Origin of the sequence: Pseudomonas solani (assembly GCF_026072635.1) — a bacterium.
Lineage (GTDB): Bacteria > Pseudomonadota > Gammaproteobacteria > Pseudomonadales > Pseudomonadaceae > Metapseudomonas > Metapseudomonas solani.
The window spans coordinates 5993166-6018039 of record NZ_AP023081.1; the positions used below are offsets into that span (position 1 = coordinate 5993166).

Annotated in this window: 20 protein-coding genes and 1 pseudogene; 12 read left to right on the top strand and 9 right to left on the bottom strand. The window is 67.2% G+C overall.

Features of this window, described 5'->3' with window-relative positions; all coding sequences use genetic code 11:
• The first annotated feature begins 126 nt into the window (after positions 1-126).
• From PSm6_RS27070 to PSm6_RS27105, 8 genes are all read left to right on the top strand, one after another.
• Positions 127-801 carry a nitroreductase family protein gene (locus PSm6_RS27070; RefSeq protein ID WP_265168788.1) on the top strand — a complete coding sequence of 225 codons (675 nt, stop codon included), beginning with the start codon at positions 127-129 and terminating at the stop codon, positions 799-801.
• Between the two features lie 119 nt (positions 802-920).
• On the top strand, positions 921-2489 hold the full coding sequence (locus PSm6_RS27075; RefSeq protein WP_265168789.1) for a sensor domain-containing diguanylate cyclase: 1569 nt from the start codon (positions 921-923) through the stop codon (positions 2487-2489).
• Between the two features lie 57 nt (positions 2490-2546).
• Entirely contained in the window at positions 2547-3269 is a 723-nt protein-coding gene (locus PSm6_RS27080; RefSeq protein ID WP_286672676.1) for a response regulator transcription factor, read from the top strand.
• Entirely contained in the window at positions 3269-4621 is a 1353-nt protein-coding gene (locus tag PSm6_RS27085; RefSeq protein WP_265168791.1) for a HAMP domain-containing sensor histidine kinase, read from the top strand. The genes PSm6_RS27080 and PSm6_RS27085 overlap by 1 nt, the downstream gene beginning before the upstream one ends.
• 452 nt (positions 4622-5073) lie before the next feature.
• Complete coding sequence (locus PSm6_RS27090) at positions 5074-7326, top strand: TonB-dependent siderophore receptor (protein ID WP_021217709.1); 2253 nt, start codon at positions 5074-5076, stop codon at positions 7324-7326.
• A gap of 16 nt (positions 7327-7342) precedes the next feature.
• The gene (locus PSm6_RS27095; RefSeq protein ID WP_021217710.1) at positions 7343-8266 is read left to right on the top strand and encodes an alpha/beta hydrolase; all 924 of its coding nucleotides are present in this window, start codon (positions 7343-7345) and stop codon (positions 8264-8266) included.
• Positions 8267-8416: 150 nt separating this feature from the next.
• Positions 8417-9481 carry a PAAR-like domain-containing protein gene (locus PSm6_RS27100; RefSeq protein ID WP_021217711.1) on the top strand — a complete coding sequence of 355 codons (1065 nt, stop codon included), beginning with the start codon at positions 8417-8419 and terminating at the stop codon, positions 9479-9481.
• A gap of 15 nt (positions 9482-9496) precedes the next feature.
• Positions 9497-10420, top strand: a complete 924-nt coding sequence (locus PSm6_RS27105; protein WP_265168792.1) for a hypothetical protein — start codon at positions 9497-9499, stop codon at positions 10418-10420.
• A gap of 124 nt (positions 10421-10544) precedes the next feature.
• Here the strand turns inward: PSm6_RS27105 and PSm6_RS27110 are convergent, their stop codons facing one another.
• The 4 genes from PSm6_RS27110 to PSm6_RS27125 form a co-directional block, all read right to left on the bottom strand.
• Complete coding sequence (locus tag PSm6_RS27110; protein WP_021217713.1) at positions 10545-10769, bottom strand: DUF2188 domain-containing protein; 225 nt, start codon at positions 10767-10769, stop codon at positions 10545-10547.
• An 11-nt stretch (positions 10770-10780) separates the two neighbouring features.
• Complete coding sequence (locus PSm6_RS27115) at positions 10781-11119, bottom strand: hypothetical protein (protein WP_043244582.1); 339 nt, start codon at positions 11117-11119, stop codon at positions 10781-10783.
• Positions 11120-11330: 211 nt separating this feature from the next.
• Positions 11331-12470 carry a hypothetical protein gene (locus tag PSm6_RS27120; protein WP_265168793.1) on the bottom strand — a complete coding sequence of 380 codons (1140 nt, stop codon included), beginning with the start codon at positions 12468-12470 and terminating at the stop codon, positions 11331-11333.
• Between the two features lie 387 nt (positions 12471-12857).
• Positions 12858-13985, bottom strand: coding sequence for an IS481 family transposase (locus PSm6_RS27125; protein WP_265170578.1), 1128 nt, complete (start codon positions 13983-13985; stop codon positions 12858-12860).
• Positions 13986-14638: 653 nt separating this feature from the next.
• Between PSm6_RS27125 and PSm6_RS27130 the strand changes: the two genes are divergently transcribed.
• The gene (locus PSm6_RS27130) at positions 14639-16675 is read left to right on the top strand and encodes a TonB-dependent receptor (RefSeq protein ID WP_265168794.1); all 2037 of its coding nucleotides are present in this window, start codon (positions 14639-14641) and stop codon (positions 16673-16675) included.
• 49 nt (positions 16676-16724) lie between these two features.
• On the opposite strand, the gene PSm6_RS27135 is transcribed toward PSm6_RS27130, so the two are convergent.
• The gene (locus tag PSm6_RS27135; RefSeq protein WP_265168795.1) at positions 16725-17651 is read right to left on the bottom strand and encodes a LysR family transcriptional regulator; all 927 of its coding nucleotides are present in this window, start codon (positions 17649-17651) and stop codon (positions 16725-16727) included.
• A gap of 140 nt (positions 17652-17791) precedes the next feature.
• Between PSm6_RS27135 and PSm6_RS27140 the strand changes: the two genes are divergently transcribed.
• Positions 17792-18184 carry a RidA family protein gene (locus tag PSm6_RS27140; protein ID WP_265170579.1) on the top strand — a complete coding sequence of 131 codons (393 nt, stop codon included), beginning with the start codon at positions 17792-17794 and terminating at the stop codon, positions 18182-18184.
• Positions 18185-18217: 33 nt separating this feature from the next.
• Here the strand turns inward: PSm6_RS27140 and PSm6_RS27145 are convergent.
• A pseudogene (locus PSm6_RS27145) lies at positions 18218-19843 on the bottom strand (mechanosensitive ion channel family protein); the annotation flags it as partial.
• 96 nt (positions 19844-19939) lie between these two features.
• Positions 19940-20938 (bottom strand): DMT family transporter, encoded by a 999-nt coding sequence (locus PSm6_RS27150; RefSeq protein WP_265168796.1) that lies wholly within the window; start codon positions 20936-20938, stop codon positions 19940-19942.
• A 102-nt stretch (positions 20939-21040) separates the two neighbouring features.
• Here PSm6_RS27150 and PSm6_RS27155 point away from each other — a divergent pair, with 102 nt between their 5' ends.
• Complete coding sequence (locus tag PSm6_RS27155; protein WP_021220262.1) at positions 21041-21928, top strand: LysR family transcriptional regulator; 888 nt, start codon at positions 21041-21043, stop codon at positions 21926-21928.
• A 21-nt stretch (positions 21929-21949) separates the two neighbouring features.
• Here PSm6_RS27155 and PSm6_RS27160 read toward each other — a convergent pair whose 3' ends face one another.
• Complete coding sequence (locus PSm6_RS27160) at positions 21950-23803, bottom strand: diguanylate cyclase (RefSeq protein WP_043244589.1); 1854 nt, start codon at positions 23801-23803, stop codon at positions 21950-21952.
• 252 nt (positions 23804-24055) lie between these two features.
• Between PSm6_RS27160 and PSm6_RS27165 the strand changes: the two genes are divergently transcribed.
• Positions 24056-24307, top strand: coding sequence for a zinc ribbon domain-containing protein (locus PSm6_RS27165; protein WP_265168797.1), 252 nt, complete (start codon positions 24056-24058; stop codon positions 24305-24307).
• 306 nt (positions 24308-24613) lie between these two features.
• On the opposite strand, the gene PSm6_RS27170 is transcribed toward PSm6_RS27165, so the two are convergent.
• The gene (locus PSm6_RS27170; protein WP_148304287.1) at positions 24614-24853 is read right to left on the bottom strand and encodes a hypothetical protein; all 240 of its coding nucleotides are present in this window, start codon (positions 24851-24853) and stop codon (positions 24614-24616) included.
• Positions 24854-24874 lie beyond the last annotated feature (21 nt).

The window sequence follows — 24874 nt, forward strand, 5'->3', positions numbered from 1 at the left end:
CCCGGGCTGGCGTCCGGGTGATGGTTCTTGGCAGTTCTGCCTGTGGCGTCAAGGACGGGCTTTTCGCTAAGTTCGCCCGGGTCCGCACGGCCCCGGCCGCGCCATCACCCGCCAAGGAGCGCCGTCATGTCCGTAGCCGAAACCCTCAAGCAACGCATCTCCGTCCGCGCCTTCACCGCCGAGCCCGTCAACGCCGCCACCCTGCGCGAGCTGCTGGACACCGCGCGCTGGTCGCCCTCCGGCGGCAACCTGCAACCCTGGAAGGTCATCGCCGTGAGCGGCACCGCCAAGGCCGCCGTGGAGCGCGTCGCCCTGGAAACCCTGATGAAGAACCCGGCGGGCGAAGCCGGCGACCATCCCATCTACCCGGAAGGGCTGACCGAGCCCTACCGCACCCGCCGCTACGCCATCGGCGAGGCGCTCTACGCCAAACTCGGCATCCCCCGCGAAGACAAGGCCGCGCGCCTGCGCGCCATGTCGCGCAACTTCCAGTTCTTCGGCGCGCCGGTGGGGCTGTTCTTCGTCATCGACCGCTCCATGGGCCACGGCCAGTGGGCGCACCTGGGCATGTTCATGCAGTCCCTGGCGCTGGTGGCCGAGGAACGCGGCCTCGCCACCTGCATGCAGGAAGCCTGGGGCATGGTGCGCCAGAGCCTGCACGCCCACTTCGAACTGCCCGAGCACGAGTTGCTCTACTGCGGCATGGCGCTGGGCCACGCCGACCGCTCCGCGCCGATCAACCAGTTGCGCTCCGAGCGCGCCCCGGTGGAGGAGTTCGCCGTGTTCAAGGGTTTCGACTGAGGGCCAGGGTCCCGGAGCGCGCGCCTGCGCCTTGGCTACACTGCTGACGCCGCCCCCGCTGCATGCCGTCGTTGGGCGCGCGGCCGGTCCCCCCACGCGTCGCAGGAGAGTCGTCGTCGATGAACCCCACCCCCTTCCCCGCGACACGGCTCCGCCACCTGATCCTGCTGCTCGTCCTGCTGGCCAGCATCGCCACGCTGGCCAACGGCCTGTACGCGGCCTACCGGGTGCAGAAGGCCTCGCTGCTGGACGGCGCGCTGAAGAACAACCACGCCTACGCCCAGAAGCTGGCCAGCAGCATCGGCGCCCAATTGCAGGCGGCCCAGCAACAGCTGGCGTACAGCGCGGCGCTGCTGGGCAAGCACTTCGATGACCCGCAGCTGCTCGCCGAGGAGGCACGCCGGCTCGACCTGCAGGATGCCGGCTTCAACGCCATCGCCGTGGTCGCCGCCGATGGCCGCGTGCTGGCCGCCGTGCCGGAGGCGCCTCAGCTCGATGGAGGCGGCCGCTCCCCCGGCCTCGAGGAGGCGCTGCGTGCCCGCCGCCCGCTGATCAGCGAACCCTTCAACGCCGCCAGCGGGCGGCTGGTGGTCTTCGTCTCGCAGCCGGTACTCGATGCCGACGGCCGGTACCTGGGCCTGGTCGGCGGCTTGATCTACATGCGCAAGGACAACCTGCTGCACGGCCTGATCGGCCTGCACTTCCACCAGGATGCATACGTCTACCTGATCGACGCCAACCGCCGGCTGCTCTATCACCCGGACCCCGCGCGCATCGGCCAGCAGGTCGGTGCCAGCGCCGTCGACGATGCCGTGCTGGGCGGGCGCAGCGGCACCCTGGTGTATGTGAACTCCAAGGGCGTGGAGATGCTCTCCGGCTATGCCGGCATCCCGGGAACCGGCTGGGGCGTGGTTTCGCAGCAGCCACGCCAGGCCACCCTGGTGGCGCTGGAGGGGTTGGTCCGGCACGTGCTCGTCGCTGCCATGCCCCTGGCGCTGTTGGGCTTCGCGGTGCTCTGGTGGACGACACGGCTGATCGCCGACCCGCTGCGCCAGCTGGCCGCCGGCGCCCGCCAGATGGGCGAGCCGGGCAGCTCGGAACGCCTGGCCACGGTGCGCGCCTGGTACTTCGAGGCCGCGCACATCAAGCAGGCCCTGATCACCGGCATCGCCCTGATGCAGGAGAAGCTCGGCCGCCTCAACCATGAGGCGCAGACCGACCCGCTGACGGGCCTGCTGAACCGCCGCGCGATGGAGGAAGCCCTGGTGGCCATCCGGGGCGGCGAGCGCGACCTGGCGGTGGTGGCCTTGGACATCGATCACTTCAAGAAGGTCAACGACCGCTTCGGCCACGACGCCGGCGACCGCACGCTCAAGGTGATCGCCACGGTGATGCAGGCCTGCTCGCGGGACCGCGACCTGGCCTGCCGCGTGGGCGGCGAGGAGTTCCTCCTGCTGCTGCCCGGCACCACGTTGGCGGAAGCCTCGGAAGTCGCCGAACGCCTGCGTCACTCGGTGGAGGAGGCGCGTACCGAAGGCGTCGGCCAGGTGACCATCTCCCTCGGCGTGGCCGAATGGACGCCCGGCGGACGGAGCCTGGAAGCCACCCTCAAGCAGGCCGACGAAATGATGTATCGGGCCAAGCGCCAGGGCCGCAACCAGGTGGTGGTGGAGCCCGCCACGCGCTGACCCCTGCGACCATCGCGCGATTGCCAGGCACCCCCGGGGAATGAGATATTTCCAAATGTGAAATATTCTCAAATCGAATTCCCCGCCTCCTCCCCCCGCCTGCTGCTGGTCGAAGACGACCCCCGGCTGCGCGAGGACCTGGACGCCCACTTCCGCCAGCGCGGCTTCGCCGTCACCACCTGCAGCACCGGCACCCTGGGCCTGGATGCAGCCGAGACCGGCCACTTCGACCTGGTACTGCTGGACATCATGCTGCCCGGCCTCGACGGCCTGCAGCTGCTGGAAGCCCTGCGCAGCCGCCAGGACACCCCGGTGATGCTGATGTCGGCGCTGGGCGCCGAGCAGGACCGCATCACCGGCTTCACCCGCGGCGCCGACGACTACCTGCCCAAGCCCTTCAGCCTTGCCGAACTGGACGCCCGCACCGACGCCCTGCTGCGCCGCGTGCGCCTCGACCGCCGCCAGCCAGTGCAGCGTGCGGAAACCCCGCTGCAGTTCGACGATCAGGCCCAGGACGTCCGGCACCAGGGCCGCAACGCCGGGCTGACGCCCTCCGAGTACCGCCTGCTGGCCACCCTGCAGGCACACCCGGGCGATGCCCTGAGCAAGCCCTTCCTCTACCGATGCGTGCTACACCGCGCCTACACGCGGCTGGATCGCGGGCTCGACGTGCATGTCTGCAACCTGCGCCGCAAGCTCGCCGATATCGGCCTGCATAGCCTGCAGATCCAGGCCGTGCGCGGCCAGGGTTACCTGCTGGTCGAGACGGACCGCTCCTGATGCGCCGCCATCCCCTGCTGTGGAAGCTGGCGCTTCTGCAGGTCGGCTTCTGCCTGCTGCTCACCTGGCTCATCTACACCTGGGGCCTGTCGGTGGAGCGCAGCACCTACTTCCTGGCCCCGGCCGACCGCGACTACCTGGCCCAGTACGCGCTGCAGGCCGAGCAGGCCTGGGAGAACGAAGGCGCGGCCGGCGTCGCGCGCTTCCGCCAGGACCTGGCCAGCCGCGAAGACACCTGGGTGGCGGTGCTCGGCCCGCGCCTGGAAAGCCTCGACGGCACGCCGCTGAACGCGGAGGAATCCAGCCACCTGACCTTCATGCGCAAGCTCGACTGGCCCATGAGCCGGCGCCTGCAGGACGAGCTGCCCTACGTCAGCATCGAGTTCCCCGAGCACCCGGAGAACGGCCGCCTGGTGCTCCAGCTGCCCGAACGCCTGCTGCCCAGCGGCCTCACGCCCTGGACCCACCTCTTCACCCACGGCGTGGTACCAACGCTGCTGGCGGCCCTGCTCGGCCTGCTGATCTACCGCCACCTCGTGGTGCCGCTGAACCGCCTGCGCGACCGCGCCGATGCCCTGCGCGCCGACGAACTGGACACCGCGCCCCTGGGCACGCCCCTGGCCGACCGCCGCGACGAGCTGGGCGAGCTGGCCGAGGCCCTGGAGCACATGGCCGAGCGCCTGCGCCTGAGCCTGGGCCAGCAGCGCCTGCTGCTGCGCACCCTGTCCCACGAGATGCGCACCCCGCTGGCCCGGCTGCGCATCGTCCACGACAGCGAGCTGCCGCCCGAGCAGCTGCGCCAGCGCCTGGACCGCGAAATCACCGATATGCAACGCCTGCTGGAAGACACCCTCGACCTGGCCTGGATGGACACCGAGCGCCCGCAGCTGCCCACCGAAGCGGTGCAGGTGCTTTCGGTCTGGGAAGCCCTGCGCGAGGACGCCTGCTTCGAAAGCGGCTGGGACGCCGCACGCCTGCCCTGCACCCTGGATGCCGACTGCCGCGTGCAGGTGCACCTCGACAGCCTCGCCCAGGCCCTGGAGAACCTGCTGCGCAACGCCATCCGCCACTCCCCTGAAGGCGGCAGGGTAAGTCTCGACGGCGAGCGCGATGGCGACTGCTGGCACCTGCGCCTGCGCGACCAGGGCCCCGGCGTCGCCGAGGGGGACCTGGAACGCATCTTCCTCCCCTACCAACGCCTGGAAGGCGGCACCGGCGAAGGCTTCGGCCTGGGCCTGGCCATCGCCCGCCGCGCCATCGAACTGCAGGGCGGCCAGCTCTGGGCCAGCAACGCCCACCCCGGCCTGTGCCTGCACCTGCGGCTGCCGGTGGCGCGATGTTACCTCCTGTAGCCCGGGCTTCAGCCCGGGAGCGGCACCGTGCAGGAACCCCTGGGCTGAAGCCCAGGCTACGGAACTGCCGGCCACATGACGCAATGGCCCTACGCTCGACCTGTAGGAGCGAATTCATTCGCGATGCGATTTCGCGGTTGAAACCGCTCCCACACCCGGCGCCCCGCACGACCCAATCGCGGGTTTCACCCGCCCTACACGGCAGGGTGCTCCCTCCTGTAGCCCGGGCTTCAGCCCGGGAGCGGCGCCGTGCAGGAATCCCTGGGCTGAAGCCCAGGCTACGGGGCTCAATCGCAGGTTTTGCACCCTGTCGCAGGAGCGAGCTCTGCTCGCGAATCCCCCCAACACGGACCCTCACGAAGTGTTTAGAAAGTTAATGCGCTTTACTCTCAAATAACAATTAATATCATTCATGATCTTCGCGCATCCCAAGGCATTACCGGAGATCGTCCATGTCGCCTCGCCCGTCTTCCACCGCCATCCCCTTCCTGCTGCTGTCCAGCTGCCTGCTGTCGTTCGCCGTGCACGCGGCCAACATCGACGCCAGTGCCCCCGGCATCGAGCTGGAAGCCCAGAACGTCATCGCCACCGCCGAGGAAGAGACCAAGCAGGCGCCAGGGGTTTCGGTGATCACCGCCGAAGACATCAAGAAGCGCCCGCCGGCCAACGACCTGTCGCAGATCATCCGCACCATGCCGGGCGTGAACCTCACCGGTAACTCCACCAGCGGCCAGCGTGGCAACAACCGCCAGATCGACATCCGCGGCATGGGCCCGGAGAACACCCTGATCCTGGTGGACGGCAAGCCGGTGAGCAGCCGCAACGCCGTGCGCTACGGCTGGCGTGGCGAGCGTGACAGCCGTGGCGACACCAACTGGGTGCCGGCCGACCAGGTCGAGCGCATCGAGGTCATCCGTGGCCCGGCGGCCGCGCGCTACGGCAACGGCGCGGCAGGCGGCGTGGTCAACATCATCACCAAGAAGGCCGGCGCCAAGACCCACGGCAACGCCACCGTCTACACCTCCTTCCCCACCCACAAGGACGAAGGCGCCAGCCAGCGCCTGAGCTTCGGCCTCAACGGCCCGCTCACCGACACCCTCAGCTACCGCGTCTACGGCAACGTCGCCAAGACCGAGTCGGACGACTGGGACATCAACTCAGGCCACGAATCCGCCCGTACCGGCAACCAGGCCGGCACCCTGCCCGCCGGCCGCGAAGGCGTGCGCAACAAGGACGTCAACGGCCTGCTCAGCTGGAACTTCACCCCCGAGCAGACCCTGGAGCTGGAAACCGGCTTCAGCCGCCAGGGCAACCTCTACACCGGCGACACCCAGAACACCAACAGCAACGCCACCGTGAAGAAGATGCTCGGCCACGAGACCAACCGCACCTTCCGCGAGACCTACGCCCTCACCCACCGTGGCGACTGGGACTTCGGCAGCTCCCTGGCCTACCTGCAGTACGAGAAGACCCGCAACAACCGCATCAACGAAGGCCTGGCCGGCGGCACCGAAGGCATCTTCGCCAACAGCGGCTACTACACCGCCACCCTGCGCAACCTCACCGCCCACGGCGAGCTCAACCTGCCCCTGGATGCCGGCCGCCCGCAGACCCTGACCCTGGGCAGCGAATGGACCCGCCAGCAACTGGACGACCCGAGCTCCAACACCCAGACCACCACCGAAGGCGGCGCCATCGGCGGCCTCACCAACAGCGGCCGCGACACCACCTCCGAGGCGCAGATCTTCTCGCTGTTCGCCGAAGACAACATCGAACTGGCCCCCGGCACCATGCTCACCCCGGGCCTGCGCTTCGACCACCACGACATCGTCGGCAACAACTGGAGCCCGTCGCTCAACCTGTCCCACGCGCTCACCGACACCCTCACCCTGAAGGCCGGTATCGCCCGCGCCTACAAGGCGCCGAACCTGTACCAGCTCAACTCCGACTACCTGCTCTACAGCCGTGGCCAGGGCTGCTACGGCCAGACCACCAGCTGCTACCTGCGCGGCAACGAAGACCTCGACGCCGAAACCAGCGTCAACAAGGAACTGGGCATCGAGTACAAGAAGGACGGCCTGGTCGCCGGCCTGACCTACTTCCGCAACGACTACAAGAACAAGATCGAGTCCGGCATGGCCTCCATCGGCAGCGCCACCGGCGGCCAGGTGGTTGGCGGCGTGAACTACGCCAACGCCCGCATATTCCAGTGGGAGAACGTGCCCAAGGCGCTGGTGGAAGGTATCGAAGGCAACCTCACCCTGCCGCTGACCGAGCAGCTGAGCTGGACCAACAACCTCACCTGGATGCTGCAGTCGAAGAACAAGGAAACCGGCGACACCCTTTCCGTCACCCCGGCCTACACCCTCAACTCCATGCTCGACTGGCAGGCCCGCGAAGACCTGTCCTTCCAGGCCAGCGTCGCCTGGTACGGCAAGCAGAAGCCGAAGAAATACGGCTACCAGGGCAACCGCGTCACCGGCAACGCCAACAACCAGCTCTCGCCCTATGCGCTGCTGGGCCTGAGCGGCACCTACGACCTGAGCGAGAACCTCAGCTTCACCGCGGGCGTCGACAACCTGCTGGACAAGCGCCTGTACCGCGAAGGCAACGCCCAGGGCGTGAACAACATCGACGGTGCCGGCGCCGCCACCTACAACGAGCCCGGCCGCACCCTCTACACCAGCATGACCGCCTCGTTCTGACTGTCGAGACCGCCTGATGAGACTGCCCCGCTTCACTTCTGCCCTGGCCTTCGCCCTGGCAGTGGCACTTCCCGGAGTCGCGCCCCTGGCGCGACCCGACCCCAACGCCCTGATGGACACGCGCCTGCTGCAGCGCCAGGACCTGCCCTACGCCTTCAGCAGCCTGAAACTCGACTCCGAGGATGGCCAGCGCCACTACCAACTGTGGATCGCCAAGCCCAAAAGCCCGGCCCCGGCCGGCGGCTACCCGGTGGTGTGGATGCTCGACGGCAATGCCGCCTTCGGCGTGCTCGACGCGCCCCTGCTGCAGGACCTGGCCAAGGGCGATGCGCCGCTGCTGGTCGCCATCGGCTACCAGACCCCGCAGCGCATCGAGCGCAACGCCCGCACCCTGGACTACACGCCCCGGCAGCCCGACAAGCCCGGCCAGCGCGACCCGCTCACCGGCCAGCCCAGCGGCGGCGCCGACGCCTTCCTCGACCTGCTGCAGGAGAAGATGCGCCCGGCCGTGGCCGCGCAAGCGCCTTTCGACACCACCCGGCAAACGCTCTGGGGTCACTCCTACGGCGGCCTGCTGGTGTTGCATGCGCTGTTCACCCGGCCCCGGCAGTTCAGCCAGTTCGCCGCCGCCAGCCCGTCGCTCTGGTGGGGGGATGGCGTCATCTTCGGCGAACGCCCGGGGCTGGAGCAGCGCATCGCCGGCCACCCGGCGCGCCTGCTGCTGATGCGCGGCAGCGCGGAACCGGCCAACCCGCGCGGCACCGCCGAGCCCTACCCGGAGCGCGCCGCCACGGAGCTGGTGGACGACCTCGCCCAGGTCCCCGGCCTCGACGCCCTCTTCCAGTCCTTCGAAGGCCTGGGTCACGGCGAAGCCCTGGGCGAATCCCTGCGCTACCTGCTGCGCGAGCGGTTCGGCGCCGGCACTGCACCTGCGGAGTAATGCCCCACTACGAAGCGGCCTGGTGCCCCCCAGGCTGCTCGCCGAGGCTCTAGGCCGCTACTTCCCCAACCGCCGAGCGGCCCTGGCGCGTCACCGACCCGCTGCTAGATTGAAGCCAGTCCGGGAATGGATGAACGCTCAGGAGGAGAGATGGCTAATCAGGTGTTCGCGAACGGGCTGGAGATTTCCTGCAAGGCGGCCGAGGGGAAGTCCGTCGCCTGCTTCCCCGATGTGTGCTTCACCCCGCCACAAACGCCCGCGACACCACCCGGCGTCCCCATCCCCTACCCCAACACCGGAATGGCCAGCGACACCTCGAACGGGTCGCGCACCGTGAAGATCTCCGGCAAGGAAGTGATGCTCAAGGACAAGAGCTACTTCAAGACCAGCTATGGCGACGAAGCCGGCTGCGCCCCGAAGAAAGGCGTCATCACATCGAAGATCAAGGGCAAGGTGTATTTCACCGCCTGGTCCATGGATGTGAAGTTCGAAGGCCAGAACGTGGATCGCATGTCCGACCTGACGACCCACAACCACGGCTCGCAAGGCAACACCGTCCCCTGGCCCTACCTGGACGAAGTGGCGCTTGCCCTGGATGACCACCCCTGCGCGAAGTCCGGCGATGCCAAGAAGGTCAACGACAATTGCAAGAAACCCATCGCCAGCGACTGTTCCGATGACTGCTGCAAGGCCCGCCGCTGTGTGCTCGTGCCTTTCAGCCCGAACAGCTGCGTGGGCTGTGGAGACAAGACACCGCACCACCCCATTCCCGTCGCCGAGCTTTCCGAACAGCGCAAGGCCGGCGAGGCCCGCGGGCAACCGCGCTACCCCAAGTACTCCGAAGGCGCCGCCCCCTGCGTCTGCGTGGAAGGCAAGGACCATGACTCGCGCAACCCGGTCTCCACCGAGCTGGACGAGCATGGCCGGGTGGGCGCCAAATTTGCCCAGTTGCGCAACGATCGGATTCCCAAAAAGTCCAAACTGGGCGACCCATACGACTTCAGCATCGCCCTGGACTGCGGAGCGCAAGCCGTCTCGTCCGCCATGGGCTGCGACGAGGCCTGCGTACGCAAACAGCTGGAGGCAGGCCACACGAAGCTGGAGGTGAAGCCCACCGACAAGGCCTTCAAAAGCAAGCAGAAGGCCAATGTTCCGCTGTTCAAGAAGCCGAAGATCGCCGCCGCGCCCCTGGCGACGCCGGCGCCCCCCAAATAGGACATGGATCGATCGATGACCCGCCAACCCGACTACTTCTTCCTCGATGGCGTGCCGCTGGGCTCGGGCGATGTGGCGCTTGCCGCGCAATACAACGCCTACCCGGATGTGGACGCCTCACGTGTCCTGCTGAAGCTGCAGGGCCAGTGGACCTACATTGATTTCGACGAAGACCTGATCCGCTCCCTGGCGTTCGACCCGGCCAGCGGCACCCTGTACATGCTTGGCAAAAGCGGCGTGATGTACAGCCTGGGCGGCAAGGGGCCCGACTTTTCCCCGGCAGCGATAGCCGGAACCTTCAGCCAGCAGGAGGTCGTCGACCCGGAGGAGCGCGGCGAGCTCTTCAGGGTTCGCGCGCTGGATGGCCGCGTGCTGGTGTGTGGCCTGGGAGGCCAGCTGCTCGAACTGAGGAACGGCAACTGGCTGGACCTGAGCTTTGCGGCCCCGATCGCCGAATCACCGGACTTCGAAGATGTCGGCCTGGATGCCCAGGGCCTGCCCATCGCCGTGGGCTGGGCGGGCGCGGCCTATCGCAGAACGCCTCGAGACTGGCAACGCATCGACTGCCCCACCAACGCGATCCTCTCCACCATCGTCGCCGACGGCCCCGGACGGCACCTGCTGTGCGGGAACAACGGGATCGTGCTGGAGATGGACGACAGCAGTATCTGGGACCTGTCCGTGGACGCGCCCCTGGGCAATCTCTGGTCGGTCACACGCCATGCGGACCTGATCTACGCCTGCGAACCCGGTCGCCTGCTGGTGCGTGACCGGGACAAGTGGCAGACGGAAATCGTCAGCCAGACCATCGCCTCCCCCTCGTTCCATCGCCTCATTTCCACCGGCTCGGAGCTGTGGTCATTCGGCGCCGACCATGTCTTCGTGAAACGAGCGGACGGCACCTGGGAGCAGTTCCCGGTCCTGGGTAACGAGCTGTAGCAGCACGCCTTTGTAGCCCGGGCTTCAGCCCGGGCACAGACCGTAGGTTGGCGCCGAGCGCAGCGAGGCCCAACGCCGCCCGGTGCTACCGGGTGGTCAGGCGGAGGGCCTCGCTTATCGCGGGTCAGAGATACCGCAGCGGATCACCACTGAGCAGCGGGTAGATCCGCTCCTCTTCCAGCGAGCCGTCCTCGCCGTGGATCTTCACCGACGATTGCAGGTGCCCGACCTGGGCGGCGGCCATGCAGATGACGTCCGCCTTGCTGTCCGAGCTGAACAGGTTGTCCAGGCTGCCGAAGCGGCGGCACGCCCATTCCTGGTGGTCCTTGACGATAAGGAAGTGTTCCATGGCGTGGGCCCTCAGCAGGAGGCGCGCGTGGGGCGCGGGTCATCGCCATGGGCGGTGAGCGCCCGCGCGGCGAAGGGAGAAGCGAGGTCGTGAGCCGGCCGTTCAGGGGCGAGCCAGCTGGCACCCTGCCCCGGCTGACGATCACCGCTGGCCTGCACATCGTGCACCAGCTCGCGGATCAGACCGCCGACCTGAGCCCGCGACAGCACGCTCTCGCAATCGATGACCCGGTGGAAGGCCGGCTGGGCCTCGCCGCCGATGGTCAATGACAGGCGACCGTCCGGGCGGGTGGTGAGGGACACTTCCCGACCGGGAAAGGCTTCGATGATTTCTCTGACACAGACATTCATGGGCGTTCTCCTTCTTGTAGCGAGAGAAGGAGCACGCAACATGCCAGCTTGGCCTTTTCGTAAAGGCCCTTTTAAAACAACGAGTTGCCAAACAATCCTGTGACGGGGCGAATTGCAATCTGCAAGATCGCCCCGCGCAGCCCTCGGCATTTTGCATTGGCCACCGGGGCCGCCAGGAAAACCCCGGGCCCACTGGCCCGGGGCACAGCCATCATTTGATGGTTTCGTTCCCCAGACCCAAGGCCAACGCGGCGTTCAGGGCGTCCTGCCCGGCGGTCTGCAGGATCAGGTCGCACAGTTGTGGGTCCTTGCCAGAGAGGGTCTCGGGCTCCCAGACGCCCGGGCGGCGGCTCCAGTTGAACCTGAACTGGCAAGCGCCACCACTGCCCTGGGTGGCCGTGGCCCAGACGGAAGCGGCGTTGTTCCTGACGAAATCCTTGTAGACCGCGCTGCCTCCCGACGCACCGTAGAGGCCCTGCATGCAGCGCATGAAGACGCCCTTCCCGGTGGCGTAGTCGGCAATGAAGCCTTCGAGCGCGCCGCTGATCTCGTATTCGTGGAGGATGCCGTCGTTGTCGATCATCCGCTTCAGCACGGCGGCCGCTACCTTGTGGGAAACCTCACTCCCCGACCCCATCGCCAGGACGAATTGCCCCTGGTCGCCGGTCCAATGCCACTCAGGGTTGGCCGCATTCCCACGAGGCCGCTCCAGCACCAGGTCCTGCGCGGTCCGCAGCGACCCGGGGATACCGAGCCACTTGTCGAACCACTGGAATTCAGCCGTCGCCATCTCCGCATACTTTGGCGCGTCGGGATCGTTCGGGTTCAACTGGGCCAGGCCCCGGGAGAGCAGCAGGAACCCCAGGTTGGTGACGGTATTGCGACCCGACATCGGTTGGTCGGGGTCCTTGAGGTTGAACGTGCCACCCCTGATAGGCGCACTGCCCGCCGCATGATCCTCACCGCCCTCGTTGTAGCTGTCATCCGACCAATGCCCGGCGAGCTTGTCCCAGCAGTGCTTCGTGGCGCCGATGATGCCTTCTCGCAGTTGATCGTCACGGGGGTCTTGGTAGCCCAGCGCTTCCCAGTTGTACAAGGCGATAAGGAATGCATTTCCCCACCAGCCGTAGTCGTCCACCCACCAGTCGACCCTGGCGTTCAGGTCCTGGTAGATGCCATAGGCCTTGCGCAGGATCCCGCCGTCGTCGTGCTGCTTCGAATTGACGAGATAGTCGAGGCAGCAATGCAGCGTGTTGCCGGCGAACCAGAAGTTCCCCGGGAAGACCTCGGGCTGGTAGAGGTTCAGCAGGCTTTTGTAACCGGCCGAAGCGGCCTCGTTGAATGTGGTCATGACGCTTTCCTTGCATGAGATGGGATGGGAGCCGGCGACTCCCGTGCCCTCCAGCGGCGCACGACTCCCCTGCGGGGGAGCACTCCTTGCGCATCGCGGGGCATGGGGGAAATACGACTCGAACGGCGACCAGGCACGGCAGAAAGAAACGAAGACGAGCGCTGCCGCAGGTTGCGGACAGGCTCATTCCTGCCGGGTACGGGGATTGAAAGAACGTCGAAAGCATTGGCTCTGTCTGCGTTAAGTGTTGCTAGAAGAATGGAGTCCAGCTGATTGCCGAGTTTTGTTGAGGCTTTTCGTTTCGCCCCCCGGGCGAGTTTCTTTTGGCAATCGCCCTGTATAGACCGGAGACATGGTGGACACATGTGCGGGGACATGGTTGACACATTATGGTCCGTAGTCAGGGTTGTTCAGGTCGATAGTTCGTAGAAATTGATGGCAGAAGTACACGTCGTACAACGCCTCGCTTTCAGGCCTGGGACGTATAGCGATCAAGTGCCCAGCAAGCCCCTTGGCGATGCGGAAGTAGTGTTTTCTAAAGCGGAATCGGCTGTGATAAACCTTTGTCACTTCGTCATCCGGGGCATATTCGAAGTCCTCCAGTTTTTCTGGAAATGGCCAGGGGCTTGTGCGGTATCGCTCCATGGGAACCTGATAGCCCAGCGCTTCGTGGGGCCGTTGAAGGTTGTAGATCTCCCTCCATTGATCGAAAGCAGCCTGGGCTTCGATCAAGTCGTGAAAGTGCTTTCCCTTGAGTACTTCAGCTTTGAGCGCGCGATGAAAGCGCTCGTTTTTGCCATTGGTTTGTGGATGGTAAGGCCGGCTGAAGCTCAGGCGAATGCCCAGCCGGACCAGCCAAACACCCAGCTCGGATAGTTCACCCGGATTACGTGGCGAGCCCCAAGGGGAGCCGTTATCGGTGTTGATTCGGGCAGGCAAACCATAGCGGCGGAAGACTTCGCTCAGCTTTTCCTGAACCGTTTCCTTGCGCTCATTGGCGCAGGCCTGGATCGCCAGGTTGAAGCGGGAATGGTCATCCACAACCGTCAACGGATGACACTGGCCTTGCTGGGTCGGAAAGTAGCCCTTGAAATCCATCTGCCAGAGGTCATTGGGGGCCTCGTGCTCGAAGCGCTGCCAGGGCTTCTTGGCTTCCTTTTCAGGCGGCAGGATCAGCAGATGGCGGTGCAGGACGTTAGTCACAGTGCTGGAGGCAATACCGCAGTTAAGGACATGGCTGATCTTGCGTCCGCCCCACGCAGGATGCGCCTGACGCAACGCAACCACCTCCGTTTCCAGCGCGGGAGGGGTCCGCTTGGGGCTATTGAGCGGCCGGCGGGATTTCTCGTGCAGGCCATCTCTCCCGCTCTGTTCGTATCGCTTAAGCCACTTGTAAGCCGTTTGCGGGCTGATACCGAAGCGTCGGCACAGTTCTCGCCTGTTGCTGTCAGGCTGTAAGGCCAACGCAATGAATTCCTCTTTCAAGCTCATGGCGTCTCTCGTGTTCCAAGGCATGGTATGGATCCCCGGCAAGGCAGCTCGCCGGAAAGTGTCAACCATGTCTCCGTACACCTGTCAGCTATGTCCTCGGTCTATACATCAGTCGCCAGAAAAGGAACCAAAAGGGCTTGCCCCATCATCCGGCCCGACTGCGTCGGGTTCCCTCACTCCATCGCCGCTCTGGGGGCCGGCGCGATGGGCCATCCATGGCCTGGCGCGCCTCTGGCGGCATCCATGCCGCTCGTCCCCCGGCGCAACGATTCGCTCGGCCTCCTGGGAAGGGGCGTTTGGCGGCTGCCCCAACCTTCTTCGCCCAGCGCACCACCACGTGGTGCGCACGTACTTTCGTAGGATGGGTAGAGCGGAGCGAAACCCATGCGGTGGAAGTGGCAGAAGTCCATAAATGCCCGGAAAGCACCGTGCTTGAACGCTTTCTTTAAAACCACAACAGCTAACGCAGACAGAGCCAAAGCATTCGCCAGCCTGAGCAGCGTAGATCAGCCGGACACCCGGGCGAGGTCACGTTCCGCATAAGCGCAACGGGCGTTATGTCCGAGCACGCAAAACCTCCAATCCCCACGGAGCGCTCTACACCGGGCTTATAAAACTGTGGCGCACTAATTGTTATGTTGTAACATTACAATTCCAACTCACAGGAACCGCCTCCGATGTCCGCTCGCTTCCTCCGCCTCCACACCCCCATCGCCGCGGCCTTGCTGATGGCGCAGCATGCGTTCGCCGCCCAGCCCATGGTCCTCGAGCAGCAGGTGATCACCGCCAACCCGCTGAAAAGCGAAGCCCTCGCCTCGCCCACCAGCGTGGTGGAAGGCGACGAGCTGAGCCTGCGCAGCGCCGCGCAACTGGGCGAAACACTCAACGGCCTGCCCGGCGTCTCCTCCACCTATTTCGGCCCGGCCGCCAGCCGCCCGGTGATCCGCGGCTTCGACGGCGACCGCATCCGCATCCTGCGCAATGGCGTTGGCGCGCTGGACGCATCCTCGCTCTCCTACGACCACGCCGTGCCCTATGACGCGGCCAACGCCGAGCGCATCGAAGTGGTACGCGGCCCGGCGGCGCTGCTGTACGGCGGCAGCGCCGTGGGCGGCGTGGTCAACACCTTCGACAACCGCATCCCCACCGAGCCGGTGGACGGCCTGCACGGTGGCGGCGGGCTGCGCTACGGCGGCGCCGATACCACCCGCAGCGCAGCCGGCAAGCTGGAGGCCGGCGACGGCAACTTCGCCCTGCACCTGGACGCCAACTCGCGGCAGTTCAACGACACGCGCATCCCCGGCTACGCCCGCTCCCGCGACCAGCGCGCCCAGGACGGCGACGACAGCAAGCACCGCGTCAACAACAGCGACGGCCGCCAGGACGGCGGCGCGGTGGGCGGTGCCTACCACTGGGACCACGGCTACGTCGGCCTCTCCTACGACGAGTACGACAGCAACTACGGCTCGCCCGCCGAAGACGCCGTGCGCATCGACATGGAGCAGCGCCACTACGCCATGGCCTCGGAGATCCGTGACCTGGAAGGCCCCTTCAGCTCCCTGAAGCTGGACTTCGGCCACACCACCTACGAGCACCGCGAGATCGAGGACGGCGAAGTCGGTACCACCTTCAAGAACGACGGCTACGAGGCCCGCCTCGAAGCCCGTCACGCGCCCATCGGCCCGCTGGAAGGCGTGGTCGGCGTGCAGGTGGCCAGCAGCCGCTTCGAGGCCCTGGGCGAGGAAGCCTTCGTGCCGCAGACCGACACCGACAGCGGCGCCCTCTTCGCCCTGGAAAGCTGGCAGGCCACCGAGCGCCTGGAGCTCACCCTCGGCGGGCGCCTGGAACACACCCGCCTGCGCCCGGACGCCGCCGGCAACGAGCGTTTCGAAGGCGCCGACGACAGCCACAGCTTCACCGCCGGCAGCCTGTCGTTCGGCTCCATCTACCGCCTCACCGACATCTGGTCCCTGGCCGGCACCCTCAGCTACACCGAGCGCGCGCCGACCTTCTACGAGCTCTACGCCAACGGCCCCCACGCCGCCACCGGCACCTACGAGGTGGGCGATGCGGATGCCGAAAAAGAGAAGTCCTGGTCCACCGACCTGGCCCTGCGCTTCGACGACGGCACCCACAAGGGCAGCGTCGGCGTGTTCTACAGCCGCTTCTCCAACTACATCGGCCTGCTGGGCAGCGGCCGCTACCTCGACGAGGACGGCCAGGAAGTCGCCCCGAGCGACGACGATGCCCTGCCGGAATACCTCTACAGCGGCGTGAAGGCCGACTTCTGGGGCGTCGAGGCGCAGGACCACTGGCGCCTGGCGCAGACCCCGTACGGCGAGTTCGCCCTGCAGAGTTCCGCCGACTACACCCGTGCCAAGAACAAGGAGACCGGCGAACCGCTGCCGCGCATCTCACCCCTGCGCCTGAACAGCGCCCTGCTGTGGAATTACCAGAGCTGGCAGGCCAGCGTCGGCGTCGAGCACGCCAGTGCCCAGCGCCGGGTCCCGACCGAAGAGCGCGGCACCGACGGCTACACCACCCTCAACGCCAGCCTCGGCTACCGCTTCGACCTGGCGGAAAGCGAGTGGCTGGTGTTCCTCAAGGGCGACAACCTCAACGACCAGACCGTGCGCTACGCCAGCTCGATCCTGCGGGACGAAGTGCCGGCGGCCGGCCGCAGCGTCGAGGCCGGGGTACGGGTCGCGTTCTGACCCACGGACAACGGGGCCGTTGCGGCCCCGTCGTCATGCCCTCATCGCGTCATGCGCCCGGGAGGGTCATCACCGGCGCGTGGCGCTCCATCAGTTCGGCGACCCAGTCGATGAACACCCGCAGCTTGGCGCTGATGTGCCGGTTCGGCGGGAAGGCCACGTACATCGGCATCGGGTCCAGGCGCCAGTCCTCGAACAGGGGCACCAGCGCACCGCTGGCCCGGCTGGCAAGGGCCATGTACTCCGGCAGCCAGAGCACGCCCAGGCCCGCCAGCCCGGCGGCGAGGTAGGCGTTGCCATCGTCCACCGCCAGCACGTAGCGGCCGTTCACGCGGAGTTCCTCATTGCCCTTGCGCATGGCATAGGGCACCGGCTTGCCGGTGCGCGCCCAGAGGAAACCGACGATGCGGTGGGGCGAATCCTCCAGCTCGCGCGGGTGCGCCGGCACGCCGAGGCGTGCGAGGTAATCCGGCGCTGCATACACGCCCAGGCGCAGGTCGCCGACCCGCCGCGCCATCAGCGACTGGTCGCGCAACTCGCCGCAGCGCACCACGCAATCGACGTTCTCGCCGATCACATCGACGATGCGGTCGCTCACGCCCATGTCGATCTGGATGTCCGGGTGTCGCGCGTGGAACTCGGGCAGCGCCGGTACCAGGATCATGCTCGCCAGCGGGCTGGGCACATCCACCCGCAGGCGGCCCCGGGGCGAAGCCGAGGCGCTGGAGAGGCTGGTCTCGGCGTCGTCCATATCGGCCAGCAGGCGCACCACCCGCTCGTAGTAGGCAGCGCCATCGGCGGTCAGCGCCACCCGCCGCGTGGTGCGGTTGAGCAGCTTCACCCGCAGGCGCGCCTCCAGTTGCTGCACCAGCTGGGTGACGCTGGTCTTGCTCATGTGCAGGGTGTCGGCGGCGCGGGTGAAGCTGCCGGCCTCCACCACCCGGGCGAAGGCCTGCATCGCATCGAAACGGTCCATCGGCGCTCCAGATTCCAGCGGATTGTTTGGGATTCACAAACAGTGAAGGACAAGCTTGCGCGTTTATCCCCCCGCGCAAGCTCCTACAGTCGCCTCCATCGTTGATCCCGGGTCCCATCGACCCACCTTGGAGGTACCGCATGACCCAGCGCGACGTCGTTTTCCCGCCCGGCCGCCAGGCGCTCTATGAGCGCAACCGCTACTCGCCGGCCATCCGTTCCAATGGCTTCCTGTTCGTCTCCGGGCAGGTGGGCAGCAACCCCGACGGCTCCCCCGAGCCGGACCTCAAGGCCCAGGTGCGCCAGGCCTTCACCAACCTCAACGCGATCCTCGGCGAGGCCGGCTGCAGCTTCGACGACGTGGTCGACGTCACCGTGTTCATGGTCGACCCGCAAGCGAAGTTCGAAGCCATCTGGGAGGTGGTGCCGGAGTTCTGGGGCGCCGCGCCGCACCCGACGCTGACCGCCGTGGGCGTGACCTGGCTCTATGGCTTCGACTTCGAGATCAAGGTGATCGCCAGGTTGCCAGGCTGACCGCCACGTCTCAGGGTTCGTCCCGCTCCCGCGCGGGGCGGCGAACCACTGCTCCCGCGGCACCCACTTCTCCTGCTGCGGGTCGCCCAGGTAGTGCGGCGACATGATCTGCACGCCGTACTCGTTGAATACATCCTGGACATTGGCGTGCAGCTCGCTCAGCAGCTCGGCGCGGGGCCGCGGCTCGCTGGGGATGGCCTGCGCCACCAGGCGGTATTCGGGGTAGAAGTCCGACAACGCCGTCTGGAACACCTGCGGGGCCGGCTGCTCGAGAATGCCCGCCGTGCGCCGCGCCGCCTCCAGCAGCATCGCCTCCACCTGGCGCCAGGGCGTGTCGTAGCCGATGGTTACGGTGGTATCGACCACGTAGCCGGGGCCCTGCACGGCGCGCGAGTAGTTCTTGGTCACGCTGCTGGTGATCATCGAGTTGGGGATGGTCAGCACCTCGCCCAGCCCAGTACGCACCCGCGTGGTGAACATGCCCAGCTCGGTGACCGTGCCCTCGTGCTCGCCGATGCGCACGAACTCGCCCACCCGCAACGTGCGCGTGTAGGTGAGGATCAGCCCCGCCGCCGCCTGCCCCACCACGCTGGAGGCGCCGAGGGAAATCATCAGCCCCACCAGCACCGAAAGCCCCTTGAACGCCTCGGTACCCGCCCCCGGCAGGTAGGGATAGGCCATGGCCAGGGCGAACAGCCAGATCGCCAGCGAGGTCAGCCGGGTGGTGGTGGGCAGCGTCTCCTGGTTCAGCCAGCTGAGGGTTCCCGGCGTCGCCATCCGCCGCAGCACGCGTCGGCTGAACGCCGTCACGCCCCGGGCGATGAAGAAGATCGAAATGGCCAGGATCAACCCCGGCACCGCACCGATGATGCCCTGCAACAGATAACCGGCCACCTCCAGCAGGTAGCTGTTGAGGCTCTCGCCCCAGGGCCGCGTATAGGGGAAACGCGACAGCACGAAGCTCAGCCACTCATAGGTCAACAGCAGGATCAAGGCCCAGCGGATCGCCCAGAACACCCGGCCCACCAGGGGGTACAGGTAGCGCAGGTCGAGCACCGGCGTCTGCCCGACGCGAAAGGCCTGGGCATGGCGCGTCATCACGCCAGGCAAGCGCTCCAGCAGCCTGCTGCGGACGAACTGAATGGCCTTGAGTGCGGCGACGAACAACAGGGTCGCCAGCGCGGAATACCCCGCCGCCTCGGCGATGAAACGCAGGCTGCGCGCCTGCTGCGTCTCGGTCACCACCAGGCGCAGCTTCTCGGCGGCGTCCTGGGCGGCCTCACGAACGGAATGCGCCACCAGCGGGTCGACATCCTCCGGCGCGACGATAAAGGCACGGCGGTCGCCGAGCAGCACCAGGTAATCGTCACCCACGGCGTCGACCCGGACGTCGAGCCGCTCGGTGCCTTCCAGCGCCTCGCCGATCACCGCCTTGGCTCGCCTGGCCCGCAGCTCCGGGCCCTCGCCCAGCACCACGGCGCGGAATACCAGGATGCTGCGATTCACCACCTTGAGTTCAGCGGTCTGGGCGCCGCCTTCGGCCGCCGGCTCCACCCCCTGCGCCAGGGTTGGCGCCAGCGCGCACAGGCACAGCGCCAGCCAGCCCCAAAACCCGCCGCGCCATGCGCTCGGCCCCACTGCCTTGTGGCTACTTCCCATGTGCTCTACACCCCGGACGATGGCTCGACGCTGGGAGAGTAGAACAGCTTCGTGCGCCTGTCGGCGGCTCCCGCTCTAGGCTGCCGTAACGCAGCCTCAGTCGGCGTTCTGGCGCCCCGCCCCCACCGGCACGACGGCAGGCACTGCGAGCGCCGCGTCCTCGGCCACGACGGCCTTTGGCGGCGCCGCCTTGAGCCGCGACACGCCGAACAGCACCAGCACCAGCCCGACCAGTTGGTAGGCCGAGATGGCCTCGTTCAGCAACGCCCAGGACGCCAGGATGGTCAGCACCGGCCCCAGGTTGCCCACGGCGGCGGTGTGGGTGGTGCCCAGGCGCTGGATCGCCAATGCCATCCAGTAGATCGGCAGCACGGTGGAGAGCAGCGCCATCAGCGCGGTGTACAGCCACACCGAAGCCGGCAGCGTCGCCAGTTGGGTGAAGTCGGCCGCAACGCCATAGTGCGCCAGCACCATCAGCGCCGAGGCACCGCCGGCCAGGCCGGCCAGGCGCATGGAGCCGATGCGTTTCACCATCACGCCGGTGCCCAGGTAATAGAGCGCATAGGTCACCGCACTGGCGAACACCCAGGCGGCGCCGATCATCACCTGCGTGCCCATGTCGGTGCTGCCGATGTCGTGCATCAGCGCGACCCCGAGCCCCAGGTAGCACAGGCCCATGGCGAGCAAGGTGCGCCGGCTCGGCCGCTCGCGGAAGATCAGCGCCTGGAACACCAGCACCAGCGTCGGGTAGGTGAACAGGATCAGCCGCTCCAGGCCGGCGCTGATGTATTCCAGCCCGTAGAAGTCGAACAGGCTGGACAGGTAGTAGCCGAACATCCCCAGCAGCAGCACGCGAAACCAGTCGCGGCCGGACAAGGCCACCTCACCGGCGCCACGGCTCAGCCACAACAACCAGGCGAACAGGGGCAACGCCAGGCCCATGCGCATCGCCAGGAGGGTCACCGCATCCACGGGCGCAGCCGCATAGGACAGCTTGACGAAGATCGCCTTGAGGCTGAATCCGGCGGCCGAAAGCACGGCGAAGAGGCTGCCGTTGGCGGCGCTGCGTTTATAGAGGGAGAGCAAGGCGTTCATCAGGTATCCGGTCTGCAAGGTGGCTACCGTTATTCTGAAGCGAAGGCGCCAGCGCTAGAATCGCTTTTTACCGAACGGCCCCTTCGTCAAAGGAGAACGCCCTTGCACTTCGACCTCGCCGACCTGCGCCTGCTCACCGCCATCGCCGCCACCGGCAGCCTGAGCAAGGCCGCCGCCACCTTTCCCGTGGCCGTCTCGGCGGCCAGCACCCGGCTGCGCCAGTTCGAGGAACGCTGCGGGCTGGCCCTGTTCGTGCGCAAGGCCGATGGCATGAGCCTGACACCCACGGGGCGGCTGGTGCTGGAAGGCTGTCACGGCGTGCTGCACGAGGCGCAGAAGCTCAAGGACACCCTGCAGGAGCTCGCCGGCCAGCGCCGCATCACCCTGCGCCTGGCGGCCAGCACCGTGGCCAACAGCACCTTCCTGCCCGCCACCCTGGGGCCCTTCCTCGCCGATTACCCGGAAGTGGACCTGCAGCTCACCGAACTGAACAGCCGCGACGTGCTGCGGGGCGTGCAGGCCGGCGAATTCGACATCGGCGTCTACGACGGCAACCTGCCCACCGGTGGGCTGGTCTCGATGCCGTTCCGCGACGACCGTCTGGTGCTGCTGGTGCCTCAGGACCACCCGCTGGCCGGCCGCCGCCAGGCGCACATGCGCGAGGCCCTGGGCTTCGCCTTCGTCTGCCTGCCGCCGGAGCGCGCCATGCAGCGCTTCATCGAGGAGATGGCGCTGAACTACGCCGTGCCGCTGAAGGTGCGGGTGCGTGCGCCGAGCTTCGACGCCATCGCCCAGTTGGTGGCCCAGCGCGCCGGCATCGCCATGCTCCCCGAAGCGGGCGCCACACGCCTGGCGCAGGAACTGCCGGTGGCCATCGTCAGCCTGGAGAACACCTGGGCGACACGGGAATTGCGCTTGTGCATCAAGGGCCAGGAGGCGCTGTCATCCCATGCACGGCAGCTGCTCGCCCACCTGGCCACGCCTGCCTAGCAGGCCCGCAGAAGGCGCGCCCTAGATGAAGCGCCCGACGCGATTGCGCCCCGCCTTCTTCGCCTCGTAGAGCGCCGCGTCGGCGCGTTGCAGCAGGGTTTCGGCGGCCTCGCCCTGCCCCGGCACCATGGCGGCGACACCGATGCTGACGGTGACCCGGCCGAAGGTGGAAAGCTCATGGGGCAAGGCCAGCTCCTCGATGGCCTGCACCAGGCGCTGGGCGATGCCCTGGGCGCCGGCCGCATCGGTCATGGGCACGAGGAAGACGAACTCCTCGCCGCCATAACGCGCCACCAGGTCGCTGGAACGGCTGACGGTGCTGGCCAGCACCTGGGCGATGCGTTGCAGGCAGGCGTCGCCCGCCGGGTGGCCATAGTGGTCGTTGTAGCGCTTGAACCAGTCGACATCGAGAATCGCCAGCGCCAGGGGCTCAGCCGTGCGCTGGGCGCGGTGCCATTCCTGCTGCAGCACCTCGTCGAAGTGGCGGCGGTTGGCGATGCCGGTCAGGGCGTCGGTCAGGCTCAGGGTCTCCAGCTTGCTGTTGAGCGCCTGCAACTCGTCGGTGCGCTGGGCCACGCGCAGCTCCAGCTCGCGCTCCGAGCCCTGCAGTGTCTCCACCAGCTTTTCCTGGGCCTGCAGCAGTGCCTCCTGCACCCGCGCCTTGTCGCGGCGCATCACGTTGAAACGGTCCGCCAGGGCGAAGGCCAGCACGATCATCTCCATGGCCGAGCCCAGCTGGATGCCGTCCACCGTGAACATGTTGGTGGGCATCAGGCCCATGGCCCGCAGCGTGGTCATGGCACCGCCGAACATCAGCAGGGCGAAAGCCGCGAGGAAGAACCAGGCGCTGCGCTGGCGCTTGATCACCCCGGCCAGGGCCACGCCCAGCACCACCACGGCCGTGGCCAGGTTGAAGTAGACCGCCAGGCGCGAGAACAGCGGCAAGGCGATGGCGTAGAGCAATGGCGTCACCAGGTAGAGCGCGACCATCGCCAGCAGCAGCCGGTCCACCCTCGGCATCAGCTGGTCGGTGCGCAGCATGCGCCGGGTGAACAGCAGCATCGCGCTGAGGGCCAGGGACACGCCCGAGTAATAGGCGACGTTGGAGTTGAGCGGCAGCCCGGCGATGGCCCAGTCCGGCGCCAGGCCGTTCTTGATCGCCAGGGTGAAGGCGGTGCAGGAAACGAAGGCCACGTAGAGCAGGTACACCCGGTCGCGCAGGGCCACGAACAGCATCAGGTTGAACAGCACCATGGCGGTGGCGATGCCGAAGTACCAGACCTTGCTCACGTAGTCGTCGCGCTCGTAGGCATGGAAGGCCTCCACCGGCCACAACTGCAACGGCACCAGCAGTCCCACGCTGGACGCCACGCGCAGGTAGATCACCTGCTCGGAATGCGCCGGCAGCAGCAGCGGGAAGACGAAGTTGCGGTTGGCGTATGCCTTACTCGAGGGCGCCACGTCGCAGCCGGTGGCGGTGGCGTGGTAGACGCCATGAGCATCCGGGATATGCGCCTCGACATGGGAAATGCGCGGGTTCTCCACCACCAGCATGCGCCGCAACGGCGTATCACCCGGGTTGTGCAGCACCAGGCGCAGCCAGAAGGCCGAGCGGGTGAAACCCAGCGCCAGGGCATTGCCGGGCGGCTGGTCACCCTGGAAGCGCGCCGCCAGCGCGGGGGCCTGCACATCGGCCAGGGTGAAGGACCGCTCCGGGTCTTCCAGCAGCGACACGTAGGGAGTCAGGGACAGCGCGGCCTTGTCCACCGCCGCGGCATCGACCACCCGCTCGCCCGCGCCGGCCGGGAGCGCCAGTAGGGTCAGTACGAACAGAAGCCAGGAAGACAGCTGACGGGAAAGGCGGATGGCATGCATGCGGCCAGGTACCAGCAGAGCCCAGGGGAGCCACGGATGGCGGCCGCATCGAACGCAGGCCGTCGCACCGTGACAGGGCGGAAGTCTACAAGACAACCCTCGAACCCGGCGAGCACCGGGCCGCAGCCGCCTCCCCTCAGCGAATGTGCACGGGGTCTCAGCGCGGTATCACGAAGGCGCGGCGCCTGGTCCCGAGCCTGTATGTTCGCTGGCAGAGCCACCTTGCCTGGCCCCTGGAACGGAGAAGACCCCATGAAGGAACTGGAAGCCTGCCCCGCCTGCTCGGCGATCTTCACCGCGCGCAAGGCGCTCGTCGCCAGTGGCGTGGGCGTCAACCAGAACGCCTTCGCCGCCAGGATGCAGGTGCGTTGCCCCGAGTGCCGGCACGTCTTCACCGCCCGCACCCTGCACCTGTTCGGCTTCCTCTCGCCCAATGGCCTGCGCTGGGTGGTGCTGGGGCTCGTGGTGGCCTGTGTGGTGTTGGCGAAGGTGCTGCCTGGCTGACCCTTCCCGGACTGAAGTCCGGGCTACGGCACCCCCTACCCGGTAGCCCGGGCTTCAGCCCGGGGGGTAGTGACCGGTAGCCAACGCTGCACTCACTTGAGGTGCGCACGGCACACCCTACGACCGAGCCGCGTGCATCGGGCCGAGCCCGTGCATCAATGTGCGTTGCAATGCACACGGTCGAGCCTCGTGCGCCGATGTGTTCTTGTAGGGTGTGCTGCGCGCACCGGTCCCGAGCTCGGTACTTCCGGCGAGCTCCGAAAGGCTCCGTGCCACTCCCACCTTTTGAGGTGCGCACGGCACACCCTACGGCACGCGCTCACCCCGGTCCTTCTCCTGCGGTGTCGGCTCCGCCTCCCGCCGCTCACGATTCAGCTCATCCATCACCTGCTGGAAGATCGGGTCCTGTTCGCTGCAGACCGCGCCATCGCGCTTCAGGGCGCAGGGGTCGACGCGAGCGGGCGGCGGCTCATCCGCTCCAGGTTGTGCCACCGCTGCACCGGCGCTGAGCACGAGTGCTAGCAGCAGGCCGGGTTTCCATGGCATAGCGCACCTCGTCCGCATCGC